This is a genomic window from Streptomyces olivaceus, assembly GCF_000721235.1.
Classification (GTDB): domain Bacteria; phylum Actinomycetota; class Actinomycetes; order Streptomycetales; family Streptomycetaceae; genus Streptomyces; species Streptomyces olivaceus.
Genome location: NZ_JOFH01000022.1, coordinates 94899 through 109398, shown reverse-complemented (window position 1 = coordinate 109398; position 14500 = coordinate 94899). Strand labels below are relative to the sequence as shown.

At 72.9% G+C, this 14500-nt stretch carries 13 protein-coding genes; 8 read left to right on the top strand and 5 right to left on the bottom strand.

What is annotated here, in order from left to right; genetic code table 11:
- Positions 1–76: 76 nt before the first annotated feature.
- Complete coding sequence (locus IG94_RS0124335) at positions 77–1027, bottom strand: hypothetical protein (RefSeq protein WP_031040981.1); 951 nt, start codon at positions 1025–1027, stop codon at positions 77–79.
- A 268-nt stretch (positions 1028–1295) separates the two neighbouring features.
- On the opposite strand from IG94_RS0124335, the gene IG94_RS0124330 reads away from it, so the two are divergent.
- The 6 genes from IG94_RS0124330 to IG94_RS0124305 all read left to right on the top strand — a co-directional run bounded on the left by IG94_RS0124330 (position 1296) and on the right by IG94_RS0124305 (position 6131).
- Entirely contained in the window at positions 1296–2189 is an 894-nt protein-coding gene (locus IG94_RS0124330; protein WP_031040979.1) for a DMT family transporter, read from the top strand.
- Between the two features lie 79 nt (positions 2190–2268).
- A complete protein-coding gene (locus IG94_RS0124325; RefSeq protein ID WP_043484446.1) occupies positions 2269–2808 on the top strand; it encodes an NUDIX hydrolase in 540 nt (179 codons plus the stop codon).
- A 211-nt stretch (positions 2809–3019) separates the two neighbouring features.
- Entirely contained in the window at positions 3020–3412 is a 393-nt protein-coding gene (locus IG94_RS0124320) for a YidH family protein (protein WP_031040975.1), read from the top strand.
- 2 nt (positions 3413–3414) lie between these two features.
- Positions 3415–3744: a DUF202 domain-containing protein gene (locus tag IG94_RS0124315; protein ID WP_372457607.1), complete on the top strand. Its 330-nt coding sequence runs from the start codon at positions 3415–3417 to the stop codon at positions 3742–3744.
- 139 nt (positions 3745–3883) lie between these two features.
- Complete coding sequence (locus IG94_RS0124310) at positions 3884–4909, top strand: phosphotransferase family protein (RefSeq protein WP_031040972.1); 1026 nt, start codon at positions 3884–3886, stop codon at positions 4907–4909.
- Between the two features lie 7 nt (positions 4910–4916).
- Positions 4917–6131, top strand: coding sequence for an acyl-CoA dehydrogenase family protein (locus tag IG94_RS0124305; protein ID WP_031040971.1), 1215 nt, complete (start codon positions 4917–4919; stop codon positions 6129–6131).
- Between the two features lie 76 nt (positions 6132–6207).
- Here the strand turns inward: IG94_RS0124305 and IG94_RS0124300 are convergent, their stop codons facing one another.
- From IG94_RS0124300 to IG94_RS0124290, 3 genes are read right to left on the bottom strand one after another with little or no spacing between them, the layout of a single operon-like run.
- Complete coding sequence (locus IG94_RS0124300; protein WP_031040970.1) at positions 6208–6801, bottom strand: TetR/AcrR family transcriptional regulator; 594 nt, start codon at positions 6799–6801, stop codon at positions 6208–6210.
- Between the two features lie 22 nt (positions 6802–6823).
- Entirely contained in the window at positions 6824–8506 is a 1683-nt protein-coding gene (locus tag IG94_RS0124295; protein ID WP_031040968.1) for a class I adenylate-forming enzyme family protein, read from the bottom strand.
- Positions 8503–9273, bottom strand: a complete 771-nt coding sequence (locus tag IG94_RS0124290; RefSeq protein ID WP_031040966.1) for an SDR family oxidoreductase — start codon at positions 9271–9273, stop codon at positions 8503–8505. The genes IG94_RS0124295 and IG94_RS0124290 overlap by 4 nt, the downstream gene beginning before the upstream one ends.
- Before the next feature lie 275 nt (positions 9274–9548).
- On the opposite strand from IG94_RS0124290, the gene IG94_RS0124285 reads away from it, so the two are divergent.
- A complete protein-coding gene (locus IG94_RS0124285; protein ID WP_031040962.1) occupies positions 9549–10829 on the top strand; it encodes an exo-beta-N-acetylmuramidase NamZ family protein in 1281 nt (426 codons plus the stop codon).
- Positions 10830–10850: 21 nt separating this feature from the next.
- Here the strand turns inward: IG94_RS0124285 and IG94_RS0124280 are convergent, their stop codons facing one another.
- Complete coding sequence (locus IG94_RS0124280) at positions 10851–13670, bottom strand: penicillin acylase family protein (RefSeq protein WP_031040959.1); 2820 nt, start codon at positions 13668–13670, stop codon at positions 10851–10853.
- Between the two features lie 221 nt (positions 13671–13891).
- Here IG94_RS0124280 and IG94_RS0124275 point away from each other — a divergent pair, with 221 nt between their 5' ends.
- Positions 13892–14494 carry a hypothetical protein gene (locus tag IG94_RS0124275; protein ID WP_031040956.1) on the top strand — a complete coding sequence of 201 codons (603 nt, stop codon included), beginning with the start codon at positions 13892–13894 and terminating at the stop codon, positions 14492–14494.
- Positions 14495–14500: the final 6 nt, after the last annotated feature.

Below are 14500 nucleotides of genomic sequence, written 5' to 3'. Positions count from 1 at the left end.
TCTGTCGTTCGCGTTCTCGTTCTTGTTCGCGTCTGCGTTCTCGTTCTTGTTTGCGTTCTCGTCCGGGCCGGAACTCTCATGCCGTGCCGAGGGCGCTCGCGCGGGCGGCGCGGAAGGCTGGCAACGGGGCGCGGTCGGGGTACGACCAGGGCGCGGGCGTGGCGTGCTCGCCGATGCGCTGGAAGAGGGCGGCGGCCTCGGCGCCGCGGCCCTCGCAGAACTTGGCGTGGGCGAGGAAGTTGAGGTCGATCAGCCGCCGCGGGTGGCCGTCCTGCTCCCACTCCAGCCACCAGTCGAAGGCCGCCTTCATCACCAGCCGGGCGCGTCGGCCGACCCAGTGGCCGGAGGCGTTCGGGTCGGCGGACTCGTGCCCGCCGGCGGCCAGCACCCGGTAGCGCTCGGCGTGCGCGACGACCGGGAGAATGGCCAGCGGGGAGTCGGCGGGGGCCTGCTCGGCGGCCCAGTTGGCGAAGTCGTAGACCTCGTGCAGCGGGTCCGGGCCCTCGCCGCCGCCGCGCTCGGCGAGGGCGGCGACCATCAGGTGGTGGGCGTGGTGGTGGTCGGCGTAGCGCCCGCGCACCTGCTCGAAGGCCCGGGTGACGTCGTCGTCGGCTCCCAGCGAGCGCTCCAGCAGGAGCAGTCCGAGCCAGGGGGTGGGGTCGTCGGGCGCGCGGTCGGCCGCGCCACGACAGGTTTCCCGGGCCCTGTCGGGCTTCTCCTTGCCCCGCAGGGCGCGGTGCACGAGGGCGAGGGCGAGCAGGACGGCGGCGTCCGCGGCATCCGGTTCGGCGAGCAGCCACTCGCGGGCCCAGGCGGCGCAGTAGGTCTCCTTGGCGAGCACGGTGATCCGGTGCCCGCGCCGGTCCCACTCGTCGCCCGTGTGGGCCAGCAGGGAGCGGGCGGACTGCCACCGGCCCTGGGCCAACGCCGCACGGGCGGCGGCGAGTTCGGCGTCGTCCAGGGCCTCGTCGAAGACCTGCGCCGCGCGTTTGCGGCCTCGGCCGAGGGCGGGCGGGGGTGGAGACACCGCGGGAAACTTCCTCACGCGACGATGACGGGTCGTCGTAGCCGGGTTGTCATGACCGGACTGCCATGAACTGATCACGCACAGCAAACCCCCAGCCAACGCTTGAGTCAAGCGGAAAAGTCGCATGACACGCGTCAACTCACCTGACGCACAAGCCACTTGCCTCACTCCCACCTCGAATGCGTCGCCCACCCGGCGCCCGCCACCCGCCCGCACTAGAGTCGTCCCCGACGCACCCGTGACCCGACTGACGATCGAGGTACGCAGCGTGTCGGTTCTCGTTCTGACCCTCGCCGTGAGCGCCGCGTGCTGCCTGGGTCTCGGCTTCGTCCTCCAGCAGAACGCGGCCGAACGCGCCCCGCTGGGCGACTTCCTCTCGCCCCGTCTGCTGCTCGACCTCGTGCGGGTACCGCGCTGGCTGGCCGGCATGGGACTGATGGTGACCGGCATGGTGCTGGGCGCGATCGCCCTGGGCGGCGGCGAACTCACCCTGGTCGAACCCCTCCTGGCCACCAACCTCCTGTTCGCCCTCGCACTGTCCCGCCTGCAGACCCGGCAGCCGCTGGGACGCCAGGGCTGGGTCGGTCTCGCGCTGCTGGCGGGCGGGGTCACGGCTTTCGTCCTGGCGGGCGAGCCGCGGGGCGGCAGCGCGGTCACCGATCCGGTACGGCACTGGCTGATTGTCGGCGCGATGCTGGGCCTGGCCCTCGTGCTCACGGCGTGCGCCGGGCGTTTCCGGCTGACCTGGGGCCCCACCCTGCTCGCCCTGGCCGCCGGGCTGCTGTACGGGGTGCAGGACGCGCTGACGCGGGTGAGCGGGCGGCGCTTCTCCAAGGGCGGCATGGCGGAGGTGCTGACGGGGTGGCAGCCGTACGCGGTCGTGGTGCTCGGCGTCACCGGCCTCGTCCTGGTCCAGAGCGCCTTCGAGACGGCGCCGCTGCGCAGGTCGCTGCCCGCGCTGACGGCGGCCCAGCCGCTCGCGGGCATCGCCTGCGGCGTCGGGTTCCTCGGCGACCGGCTGCGGACCGACGCCCCGGCGCTGGCGTGGGAGGCGGGCGGGCTCGCGGGCGTGGTGGCGGGCATCGTCCTGCTGGGCCTGCACCCGGCGATGCCGCAGGGCACGGGTGAGAGCGGGCACGAGCGGGCCCTGCAGCGGGGGTGACCGGACGGGTGCCGCCGCTTCGGGCGGCCCGTGGGCTGCTGCTTCGGGCGGCCCGTGGGCTGCTGCTTGGATGGCGGGCATGAGTGCTGCTGACGAGATCCTCGACGTCGTCGACGAGAACGACCACGTCGTCGGGCGGGCCCGCCGGGGCGACGTGTACGCCCGGGGACTGCGCCACCGCTGCGTGTTCGTCCGGGCCCGCGACCCGGAGGGCCGCGTCTTCGTCCACCGCCGCACGGCGACGAAGCTGGTGTTTCCCGGCCTGTACGACATGTTCGTCGGCGGGGTCGTGGGCACGGGCGAGTCCTACGACGACGCGGCGCTGCGGGAGGCGGAGGAGGAGCTGGGGGTGAGCGGGCTGCCGCGGCCGGAGTACCTCTTCAAGTTCCTGTACGACGACGGGGGCGGGCGTACGTGGTGGTCCGCGGTGTACGAGGTGGAGTGGGCGGGGGCGGTTGCTCCGCAGGTGGAGGAGGTCGCGTGGCACGGGTTCCTCGGGGAGGAGGAGCTGGCGGGGCGGGTGCGGGGCGGGGAGTGGGAGTTCGTGCCGGACGGGTTGGCGGCGTATGCGCGGCTGCGGGCCTGGCGGGGGTTCAGTGGGTCGGCGCCGATGCGGTGACCTGGCGCGGGTGCGGGTCGGCGCCGATGGGTGACCCGGCGTGCGGGCCGGCGGGGGGTGGGTGCGCGGCCCGGCGCTTGCGGGGTGCCGCTGCGCCCACCCGTGCCGCCCTGGGGGCACCTCCCAGGCCCTTCAGGCACTGGGGGAGGCACGACTGCCCGCAGCTCGGGCGGCACGACTGCCCCTAGCTGCGCGGGGTTAGGGTCTTGGGGTGATGGGAATTGTGCGGAACGTTCGGGTGTGGTTCGTGCCCGAGGAGGTGCGGCGGGAGGGGGCTACGCCCGACTACCGGTTCTCGCTGGCCAACGAGCGGACCTTCCTCGCCTGGCTGCGGACCGCCCTCGCACTGATCGGCGGCGGCTTCGCGGTGGACCAGTTCCTGCCCGACCTGCGCTGGGGCTGGCGGGTGGGACTGGCGCTCGCGCTGCTCGCCGCGGGCGTCCTGTGCTCGCTGCGGGCCGTGAACCACTGGGTGCGCTGCGAACGCGCCATGCGCCGCAACGAGGACCTGCCCGTCTCCCGCTTCCCGGCCCTGCTCAGCGCCGTCGTCGCCGTCGTCGCCCTGGTGATGGTCGTCGTGGTGCTCGTCGGCTGGGAGGGCTGAGCGTGAGCGGCGCCGGCCCGGCCGCCCCGGGCCGCGACCCCGGGCTGCAGCCCGAGCGCACCCGTCTCGCGTGGCGCCGCACCACCCTCTCCGGCGCCGTCGTCGCCGTACTCGCCGTCAAGACGGCGCTGCACGGCGGGGCGACTCCCGTCGGCGTCCTCGCCACCGCCCTGTGCTGCGGCCTCTGGCTGGCCTTCCTCCGGATCGCGCACGTGCGCATCCGCACCCTCGCCGTGGCGCACCGCCCGCCGTCGCTCGCCCCGTCGCTCGCCGCCGCGGCGGCCCTGTGCACCGGCGCTCTCGCCGTGTGCGGCGTCCTGCTCGTCCTCTGAGTACGCGCCGGTCCCCGAACACGCACCGGCCCCGCGGCGCCCGGCCGTAACGCCGATCACGTTCCGCCCGCCCACTGGACGGCATACCGACCGGTCGGCATCATGAGTCCCGTACTGTTCACCTGCCCAGGGAGCGCCGATGAGCCCCGACCACCCGCCCGGACTCGATCTCGACAGGTTGCGCGTCCTGCTCGACCGCGAGCGGCCCGGCCTGGTGACCGGGCCGCTGTCCGGCCGGCTGATCGAGGGCGGGCGCTCGAACCTCACCTACGAGGTCTCGGACGGTACCGCCCGCTGGGTCGTCCGGCGCCCCCCGCTCGGCCACGTCCTGGCCACCGCGCACGACATGAGGCGCGAGCACCGTGTCATCACCGCCCTGCACCCGACGGACGTGCCCGTGCCGCGCACCCTGCTCCTGTGCGAGGACGAGGAGGTCGTCGGCGCGCCCTTCTACGTCATGGAGTTCGTGGCGGGCACCCCGTACCGCACCGCCGCCCAGCTGGCCCCCCTCGGGCCGGAGCGCACCCGGGCCGCCGTGCTCAACCTGGTCGACACGCTGGTCGGGCTCCACGCGGTGGACACCGCGGAGGTCGGCCTCGCGGACTTCGGCCGCCCCGAGGGGTTCCTCGACCGCCAGCTACGCCGCTGGGCCAAGCAGCTCGACGCCTCCCGCAACCGCGACCTGGCCGGCATCGACGAACTGCACGCCACCCTCGGCCGGGAGCTGCCCCGCTCCCCCGCCCCGACCGTCGTGCACGGCGACTACCGGCTCGACAACGTGCTGATCGGCGGTGACGACGACGGGATCAGGGCGGTCCTCGACTGGGAGATGTCCACGCTGGGCGATCCGCTGACCGACCTCGGCCTGCTGGTGATGTACAGCAGCCCGCTGGGCCTGCCGGACTCCCCCGTCTCCACCACCGCCCAGGCCCCGGGCCACCCCGCCCCCGCCGAGCTGATCGAGCGGTATGCCGCGCGCTCGGGGCGCGACGTGTCCGCCGTCGCCTGGTACACGGCGTTCGCGTGGTTCAAGCTCGCGGTGATCCTGGAGGGCATCCACTACCGCTACACGCTGGGCCAGACGGTCGGCCGCGGCTTCGACCGCATCGGCGACCTCGTCCCCGTCTTCATCGAGCACGGACTGACCACCCTTCAGGAGGGCTGACCCCGTCATGGACTTCGCGTACGACGCACGCACCGAGGAACTCCGCGCCAGGCTGCTGGCCTTCATGGACGAGTACGTCTACCCGGCCGAGCGGACCGCCCACGAGCAGCGCGCCCGGCTCGCCTCCCCCTGGGACACCCCGCAGGTCGTGGAGGACCTGAAGGCCGAGGCCCGCCGCCAGGGCCTGTGGAACCTGTTCCTCCCCGACGCCGAGTACGGCGCGGGCCTCACCAACCTCCAGTACGCCCCGCTCGCCGAGATCACCGGCCGCAGCCCGCAGCTGGCCCCGACCGCGACGAACTGCGCCGCGCCCGACACCGGCAACATGGAGGTGCTGGCCCAGTTCGCCGACGAGGCGCAGCGCAAGCAGTGGCTGGAGCCGCTGCTCGCCGGGGAGATCCGCTCGGCGTTCGCGATGACCGAGCCGGAGGTGGCCTCCTCGGATGCCACGAACATCACCACGCACATCGAGCGCGAGGGTGACGAGTACGTCGTCACGGGCCGCAAGTGGTACATCTCCGGGGCGATGAACCCGGACTGCAGGATCTTCATCGTGATGGGCAAGACCGACCCGGACGGCGCGGACGTCCGCCGCCAGCAGTCCATGGTGCTGGTCCCGCGCGACACGCCCGGGGTGACGGTCCACCGGGCGATGCAGGTCTTCGGGTACGAGGACCACTACCACGGCGGCCACGCCGAGGTGGTCTTCGACCGCGCGCGCGTGCCGGTGTCGAACCTGATCGGCGAGGAGGGCGGCGGGTTCGCCATCGCCCAGGCCCGTCTCGGTCCCGGCCGCATCCACCACTGCATGCGGCTGATCGGCATGGCCGAGCGCGCGATCGAGCTGATGTGCCGCCGCGCGGTGTCCAGGGAGGCCTTCGGCAAGGCGCTGGCCCAGCAGGGCGTGGTCCACAACTGGATCGCCGACGCCCGGGTCACCGTCGAACAGCTGCGGCTGCTGGTGCTGAAGACCGCCTGGCTGATGGACACCGTCGGCAACCGGGGCGCGCACACCGAGATCCAGGCGATCAAGATCGCCACGCCCCGCGCGGTGGTCGACATCATCGACCGGGCGATCCAGCTGCACGGCGCGGGCGGCGTGAGCCAGGACTTCCCGCTGGCGGAGCTGTACGCCGGTGCGCGGACGCTGATGATCGCCGACGGTCCGGACGAGGTCCACCAGCGCTCGCTGGCCCGCCGGGAGATCAAGAAGTACCTGTAGAGGGACCTTCGAGCGGGCGGGCGACGCGCGACGGGCCCCCGGGAGGTTCCCGGGGGCCCGTCGCCGCACGGGTGTGTCAGGGGCGCAGTGCGCGCAGCAGCAGGTCCGCGAGGTGGTCGGCGACCTCCTGCGGGCTGAGCGGGCCGTCGGGGCGGTACCAGGTGGACAGGTGGTGGATGGACCCGAAGTGGTAGTCCACCACCAGGTCGGCCGGGGTCTCCTTGGTGAAGACGCCGGTGCGCTGCCCCTCCTCGATGAGCGCCCGGAACCGTTCGTGGTAGCGGCGGCGCTCGGCGCGTACCTGTTTGTTCTTCTCCGGGCTCAGCTGGTGCATGGAGCGAAAGAAGATCGACGCGTCGTCGAGGTTCTCGATGGTCGTGACGACGACGTCCGCCGCCGCCTCGCGCACCCTGCTCTCCACCGGGTCGTCAGAGTCCGCGAAGGCGTCCAGGCGTTCCTGCTGGAGGCGCAGCACGCGCGCGTACACCTCGTGCAGGAGGTCGTCCTTGGAGCCGAAGTAGTGGTAGAGCGCCCCCTTGGTGACGCCCGCCGCCTCCACGATCTCCTGTACCGAGGTGCGGTCGTAGCCCTGCTCGGCGAAGAGCCGGGTGGCGGCGGCCAGGAGCCGCTGCGGCACCGGAGTGCCGTCCCCGTCCGTGGTCCTGGGCACTGCCTTCACCTGCCTTTCCGTTTCACTGTCCGTTCACTGCCGTGTCCTGGTGCGTACGGGAACGCAGTTCCCGACGGAGGATCTTCCCACTCGCCGTCTTCGGCAGGTCGGGCAGGATCTCCACCTGGCGCGGGTATTTGTACGCGGCCAGTCTCTCCCCGCAGTAGGCGGCGAGTGCGTCCGGGTCCGTGTCGGCGCCCGGCCGGAGGCTGATGTACGCCTTGACGGTCTCCCCGCGGTAGCCGTCGGGGACGCCGACGACGGCCGCCTCGCGCACCGCCGGGTGGGTGTAGAGCACGTCCTCGACCTCGCGCGGCCAGACCTTGAAGCCGGAGGCGTTGATCATGTCCTTCTTGCGGTCGACGACGTAGAGCCACCCCTGGGTGTCCATGAAGCCGATGTCGCCGGTGCGCAGTTCGCCGCCGGGGAAGGTCTCCGCGGTGGCGTCCGGGCGGCGCCAGTAGCCGGGGACGACCTGGGGGCCGCTGACAACGATCTCGCCCTGCTCCCCGAAGGGCACCTCGGCGCCCTGGTCGTCGACGATCCGCACGACCGTCTCGGGGCCGGGCACGCCGACGGCGAGGGTCCCGGAGGCCGGGTCGACCGGCGCCTCCAGGTGCGGCGGCACGGAGGCGCAGGGCGCGGTGCACTCGGTGAGGCCGTAGCCGTTGCGGACGTACGGGCCGAGGCCCGCGCGGAACTTCTCCACCAGGGCGGGCGGCAGCGGGGCGCCGCCGGAGGAGATGTTGGCGAAGGACGCGAAGTGCTCGCGCGTGACGGAGGGGTGGGCGGCCAGGGCCATGAAGGCGGTGGAGGGGCCGACCGTGTAGTGCGGCCGGTGCTCGGCGAACGCGTCGAGCACCACGCCCGCCTCGAAGCGGTACGCGAGGACGAGGGTGCCGGCGCTGTTCAGGCAGGCGCCGAACTCGCAGACCAGGCCGGTGATGTGGAACAGCGGGGCCAGCGCGAAGTACACCGGTGCGTCGGGCAGAAGGAGCCCGGTGCGCTGCCGTTCCGCGTTGTACATGATGTTGCGGTGGGTGTTGGTGGCGCCCTTGGGGGTGCCGCTGGTGCCCGAGGTGTAGCTGATGAGCGCGGTGTCGTTGGGGCCGGGGTCGCGGCCCTCGGGTGCCCGGTGGCCGGCGCGGGCCACCTCGGCGAGGTCGTCGGTGCCGGCCGGGCGCGGCAGCCGCTCGAAGGCCAGTACGCGCGTGTCCCGGCGGGTCTGGAAGTCCAGCTCGCACGCCGTGAGCACGATCCGCACCGGCGACCGGGCCGCCGTCTCGCGCAGGTACGACTCCCAGGCCCGGTCGGAGCAGACCAGCGCGGCCACCTCGCCGTCCCGCAGGACGTGGCCGACCTCCCCCGACTTGTACATGGGGTTGACGGGCACGACGACCGCGCCCGCCTTCCAGGCGCCGAGGACCGCGAGCACGAAGTGCGGGGAGTTCTGCAGCAGGACCGCCACCCGGTCGCCGCGCTCCAGGCCCCGCGCGGTGAGGTGTCCGGCGACCGAGTCGCTCAGCCGGTCCACCTCGCGGTAGGTGAGGCGGCCGTCGAAGTAGGCGATCAGGGCGCGGTCGGGGGCCTCGGCGGCGGCCCGCCGCAGGGCGTGCACCAGGGAGTCGTCGGGGTGCAGCGGGGCCTTCTGGGCGTCGGTCAGCAGGTCCAGCCAGGGCTTGTCGGCGTAACGGGGGCCGGTCATCGGGCCGTCGCCTCCTCCCACTGGCGCTGGAGGCGGTTCATGCCGTGCAGCCAGCGGTCAGGTTCGACGGCCCGGGCCCGGTAGTACTCGGCCACCTCGGGGTGCGGCAGGATCAGGAAGCGGTCCTCCTCGATGCCCTTGAACAGGGCGTCCGCGACGTCCTGCGGCTCGATCGCGGTGGGCTGGAGCACCAGGTCGCCGGCGCTTCCGGTGGCCGCCAGCATGTCGGTGCGCACGCCCTGCGGGCAGATGGCGTGGACCTTGATGCCGCGGTGGCGGTAGGTCAGGGAGAGCCACTCGGCGAAGGCGTAGGCGCCGTGCTTGGTGACGCTGTAGGGCGCGGCTCCGATCATGGTGAGCAGGCCGGCGGCGGAGACGGTGGAGACGAAGCGGCCGCTGCCGCGCTCCAGCCAGTCGGGGATGAGTTCGTGGGCCGCGCGGACGTGGGCCATGACGTTGACGTCCCAGGCCAGCGCCCAGACGGCCGCGTCGGCGGCCTCGGATCCCGCGGAGCCGACGCCCGCGTTGGCGCAGTACACGTCGACGGTGCCGCCCAGCGCCTCGCGGGCCTCGGTGACGGTCGCGGCGGCGTCGCCGGGGACGGCGATGCCGCCGATCTCGTCGGCGACGGCCCGGGCCCGGTCGGCGTCGAGGTCGTTGACGACGACCCGGGCTCCGCCGGCGGCGAAGCGGCGGGCCAGCGCGGCGCCGATGCCGCCTCCCGCCCCGGTGACGACGACTCCGGCATCCTGCACGGCTTCCACCATCGGTCTCCTTCGACACGGCACGACGACACGGCTGGGCCCGACCGGGCACGACTCGCGACCCGTGCCACTCCGTGCGACCCAGTGCGGCTCGGCACGGCTCGGCACGCCTCCGCGCGGCCCGGGAACGGCCGGTTCCCCGGCACGGCAGGCACCAGACTAACCAGTCGGTATGTACGACGGAAGAGGTGAACCGCGGTCCGACACGTTCCGCGCCGCCCGGGGCGCGGGTTAGCGTGCGTGCGCATGACACCCGCCGCGATCACGGAGGTCACCGCATGACGCTGTCCAGACGGAACCTGCTCGCCACGACCGCCGCCGTGGCGGCCGGGCCCACGGCGGCGGCCACCGCCGCGGGCCCGGCGCAGGCGGTGCCCGCGGCGCAGGCGGCACACGCCGGACACGGCGGCCGCCGGCTGCGCACCGGCTTCGAGCGCCTCGCCGACGGCGGCTACGCCCCGCTCGCCGGGCAGAAGGTCGGCGTCGTCACCAACCCGACCGGCATCACCCGCGACGTGCGCCACATCGTCGACGTCATGCACGCCGACGACCGCGTGGACCTGACCGCCGTCTTCGGCCCCGAGCACGGCTTCCGCGGCACCGCGCAGGCGGGCGGCTCCGAGGGCCGCTACGACGACCCGGCGACCGGGCTGCCGGTCTACGACACGTACCTGAAGAGCGGGCAGCCGCTCGCCGACGTGTTCACGGCGTCCGGCGTGGACACCGTCGTCTTCGACATCCAGGACGTGGGCGCGCGCTTCTACACGTACATCTGGACGCTGTTCGACTGCATGGAGGCGGCCGGGCTGGCGGGGAAGCGGTTCGTGGTGCTGGACCGGCCGAACCCGGTGACCGGGCGGGCGGCCCTCGGTCCGGTCCTGCACAAGGAGTTCGCCAGTTTCGTCGGACGGCAGCCGATCGCGCAGGCGCACGGCATGACGGTCGCCGAGCTGGCCCTGCTCTTCAACCACGAGTTCCTGCCGGAGCCGGTGCCGCTGGAGACGGTCACGATGACGGGCTGGCGGCGCTCGGAGTTCTACGACGCCTCCGGGCTGCCCTGGGTGCCGCCGAGCCCGAACATGCCGACGCCGGAGTGCGCGCTCGTGTACTCGGGGACCTGCCTGTTCGAGGGCACGAACCTCTCCGAGGGGCGTGGCACCACCCGCCCGTTCGAGCTGCTGGGCGCGGAGGGGATCGACGGGAGCTGGGCCGCCGCCGCGAACGAGGCCGGCCTGCCCGGTGTGCGGTTCAGGGAGGCCTACTTCGCGCCCTCGTTCTCCAAGTTCCAGGGGAAGACCGTCGGGGGCGTGCAGCTCCACGTGCACGACCGGGCCGCGTTCGATCCGGTGCGCACCGGAATCGCCCTTCTGGTGACCGCGAAGCGGTACTGGGACGGCTTCGCCTGGCGGGCGGACCACGCGATCGACCGGCTCTCCGGCTCCGCGCGGGTGCGCACGATGATCGACGCGGGCGCGGACACCGACGAGGTGGTGGACGGCTGGGAACGGGAACTGGCGGCGTTCCGGAGGACGCGCCGCCAGTACCTGCTCTACCGCTGATGCCCTACCGCCGCCGGCCGCTCACCGGTGGGACGTGAACTCCACGACCTGCTGGTAGGTCGGCCGGTTCTGCCAGCCGATGCCACCGTGCTTGATGCCGCCGAGGGTCCGGTGGATCACCGAGTCGGCGCACCACTGGTCACCGGCCGAGCAGTTCTCGTCGCCGGGGTAGACCTGGACGGCCGTGCGGCCCGCCGCCTCCTTGAGGGTGGTGACCAGCGTGTCCCGGCAGGCGGCGAGGTCGCCGTCGCCGCAGTACGGGTGCGCCAGCGGGCCCTTGACGTTCTCACCGAGCACGGCCCGGATGTCCTTGTCGACATAGCTCCACCAGCCGTACTGGAAGGCGCTGCCGGCGTGGGCGCCGGTCGGGCCGTGGGCGGCGGACGGGGACTCGTCGACGGGCAGGTTGCGGGTGAAGGCGGTGTAGAGGCCGGTGCCGAGGCCGGGTTCGAACTCGGCCTTCACCAGCAGCGGCCACCAGGCGTCCAGGGTGCGGATCGCGTCGGCGTGGGCGTACTTCCCGGAGCCGGCCGAGGTCTCCGTGCGCAGGCCGCCCGCCGACAGCCACGCCTTCAGTCCGTCCACGGCCGTCTTCGCGGCCGGATCGGTCACCGGTGCGGACTCGACCACCTTCAGCAGGCCGGGGACGACGTCCTCGGCCCGCAGGTCGGCGAGGGCGGCCTCGGCCATGGCCCCGACCAGCGCGGTACGGGTGACGCCGCCGTCGGCGACCAGCTTCTTCACCCGGTCGTCGAGGAGGTTGCCGCGGTGCACGGAGCCGTTGCCCCAGGAGGCGGCCGGATAGTCCTCGGCCTGCTTGTTGTTCCAGGAGATGTAGTAGTCCTGGTCGGCCGACTGCGGGTGGGCGGACGCGCCGGTGTAGCGGGCGGTGTTGGCGGCCGGGTCCCAGTCCCGCCACTCGTACGCCTGCCGCGCCCAGACGGGGAACTCGGCGTCGACGCCGTCCGCGCGCACCGGGTTGTCGCCGCTGTTGTAGTACGCGGTGTGCTCGGAGTCGGCGTAGAACCAGTTGAACGTGTAGTTGATGTGCTGGACGGCGCCCTTGAAGCGCTCGGGGCCGTCGAGGTAGTCGGGGTCGTTGAGCATCTGGAAGCCGATGATGGAGTCGGCCTCGTGGAGGTAGGAGGAGCGCAGGGTGGTGTAGGCGACCTTCTTGCCGCCGACCGTGGCCCGGTACTCGACCGGCCCGTACGCTGTGCGCCAGACGCGCATCGTGTAGGAGCCGGCGGCCGTGGAGTCGGCGACGGTCGGCTTCCAGGCGTTGTGGCGCTCGACCTTCTCCATCGGCGTGCAGGTGCCGCGGTGGAGGTAGTGGTAGTCGTCCTGGCACAGTTCGACCGCGTAGGTGTCGATGATGTCCTGGCCGGACGTGGTGGCGCTCCACGCGTAGTCCTGGCCGCGGCCGAGTTCGACGTACATGCTCAGGCCCGCGAAGGAGGCGCCGCGGGCGCTGATGCCGGGGCCCTGGAGCTCCTGGAGCATGAGCAGTTGCGGGGCGAAGTAGCCGGTCTGCGGTCCGAAGACGGCGACCGGGTGGCCGCTCGCGGTGTGCTCGCCGCTGACGACGAGGGCGTTGGACATGCCGCGCCGCGCGGAGGCGGTGGCGCTCTGCGCCGCGGTGGTGGAGGCGCCGGTCGCGCTCGCCCCGGCGGCGCTGCCCGTACGGTCGTACACCAGCGGCTCCGCCTCGGCCGACCCGGCGTCGGGCAGGGCGCGCCCCTGCGGGTCGTCCGGCGTGGGCAGGTACGGGAAGCTGCCGTCCTGCTGGGTGAGGACGGCCTCGGGGTCGTTGCGCTGACGGAAGGACTCCCAGACCTCGGTGCCCTCGGCGACGCCGTACTTTTCCTGGGCGGCGAGCAGGGAGAGCGCGTTGTCGACCTCGCCGCCGCCTCCGGCGCCGAAGAGGGAGCCGATGACGGAGGCCAGCGCGATCAGGTCGGCGCGCTGGAAGCGCTCGATGGTGCCGACGTTGGTGATCGCGTCCTTGTGGCCGGTCAGGACGTACTCGCCGGGGAAGTAGCGGCCCTGGTCGGAGGCGTCGATGTAGGCGTTGACGCCGGCGAGGTAGGCGTCCACGTCGGCCAGGGCGAGGTCGCCGCGCTCACCGGCCTTCGCGGCGGCGCTCTCGATCTGCGCCTCCAGATCGGCCTCGGTGTAGGGGGCGCTGCGCCAGAACTGCTGTTCCAGGCCCTGGTTGGCGGGGGCGCCGCCGGCGAAGGGGGTCAGCTGTCCGCGGCCGACGTGGCGGAAGAGGTCCATGAGCCACAGCCGGTCCTGGGCCGCGGCATAGCCCGCGCCGAACTCGGTGCCGTAGCGGGTGGTGCCGGTGATGTGCGGCACGCCGGTCTTCTTGTCGCGGACGATGGTGACGTCGTCGCGTCCGGCGGGGCGGAGGGTCGAGGCGGCCTGGCCGTCGGGGACGCCGAAGGAGGCGTCGTTGAAGAAGGTGTTGATCTTGTCGTTGGTCAGGCCGGTGTAGCCGGTGGCGAGGTTCGCGTAGGGGCCGAGCTGGTCCTCGGCGTGCTCGGGCTGGGTGCCGAAGGCCTGGTTGAGGAGGATCTGCGCGAGGGTGGCGTTGCCGTTCTGGCCGGGCGGCAGGATGTCGGAACACTGGCCGCCGCAGTGGTCGTTGGCGGCCGCCTCGGCGGGTTCCGCGGCGGTGGTCCCCGCGGACGGCGATGTCCCTGCGGCCATCGCCGGGGAAAGCGGTGACAAAAGACCGGCAACGAGAGTGCATACGGATGCGGCCTTCAGGAACCCGTGGAGGCCGCGGGGAGTTCTCAGTCTGTCGAGGGCGTTGCGTGGGTTGCGCCGTGGCATGACAGCTCCTCCCGACGGGGGTGTGGCGGGACGTTACCGCCGGTATCCCCGAGTTGGAAGATGAACATGCGTCACTTTCCGGAGTGGGTGGATCGGCTTATGGAGGGCATCGGAAATCGGATGGAGCCGAATCGGTTGTCGATACGTCTATTCGGCGACGTCCGTACGACGACGCCGAGATGACCGAAGTACAGGTGCAGGTGTGACGGAGGTGCAGGGCGATGGCCGGTTTCCGAAGTCTGGCGAGACAGGTCCGCGATCCACGGTGCGACCTGGCGCTGCGGCGCTATTCACTGCGCAAGTGCCTTGAGCGTTTTGCCCCTTACGGGCACAGGGCGACCTGGGACCATCTCTGCTCCCGGGCCGGGTTCGGACCCGAGGACCGCTCCCCCGATCCGGCGCGGCTCGTGGCCGCACTGGAGGAGCTGGAGGAGGCGCGCTCGGTCTGGCTGGCCTACGAGGTGGAGTTCGCCGAGCGGCGCAGGAAGGAGAAGCACGACGGGCTGCGCAGGCCGGGCAGCGTGGACGACTGGCACCGGCTGACCTGGGGCGGGTTCGGTGTGGCCTGGTGCGACGACCCCAGGGTCCACCCCGACGGCCCGCTGGCGGAGGTGCTGCGCCGGCTGATCACGGCGCTGGAGCGCGAGCCGGGCTCCGTGTGCCCGGTGTGCGCCGGGGAGCGCCTGATCTGGACGTACGACCTGGACCACGAGCCCTCGACGGGGCCGGTCTGCGCGGACTGCGGCATCCTCGTGCCGCGGCCCGTCCTCACCCCCGACGCACTGGGGGACGCCCGCCGGGGGCGACTGCTGATGTCGGCGTGACCGGCC

Coding starts and splice junctions, on each gene's coding strand:
- IG94_RS0124325 (WP_043484446.1), top strand. CDS start 2,269: ATGAGTGCTGCTGACGAGATCCTCGACGTCGTCGACGAGAACGACCAC.
- IG94_RS0124310 (WP_031040972.1), top strand. CDS start 3,884: ATGAGCCCCGACCACCCGCCCGGACTCGATCTCGACAGGTTGCGCGTC.
- IG94_RS0124305 (WP_031040971.1), top strand. CDS start 4,917: ATGGACTTCGCGTACGACGCACGCACCGAGGAACTCCGCGCCAGGCTG.
- IG94_RS0124295 (WP_031040968.1), bottom strand. CDS start 8,506: ATGACCGGCCCCCGTTACGCCGACAAGCCCTGGCTGGACCTGCTGACC.
- IG94_RS0124290 (WP_031040966.1), bottom strand. CDS start 9,273: ATGGTGGAAGCCGTGCAGGATGCCGGAGTCGTCGTCACCGGGGCGGGA.
- IG94_RS0124285 (WP_031040962.1), top strand. CDS start 9,549: ATGACGCTGTCCAGACGGAACCTGCTCGCCACGACCGCCGCCGTGGCG.
- IG94_RS0124280 (WP_031040959.1), bottom strand. CDS start 13,670: ATGCCACGGCGCAACCCACGCAACGCCCTCGACAGACTGAGAACTCCC.
- IG94_RS0124275 (WP_031040956.1), top strand. CDS start 13,892: ATGGCCGGTTTCCGAAGTCTGGCGAGACAGGTCCGCGATCCACGGTGC.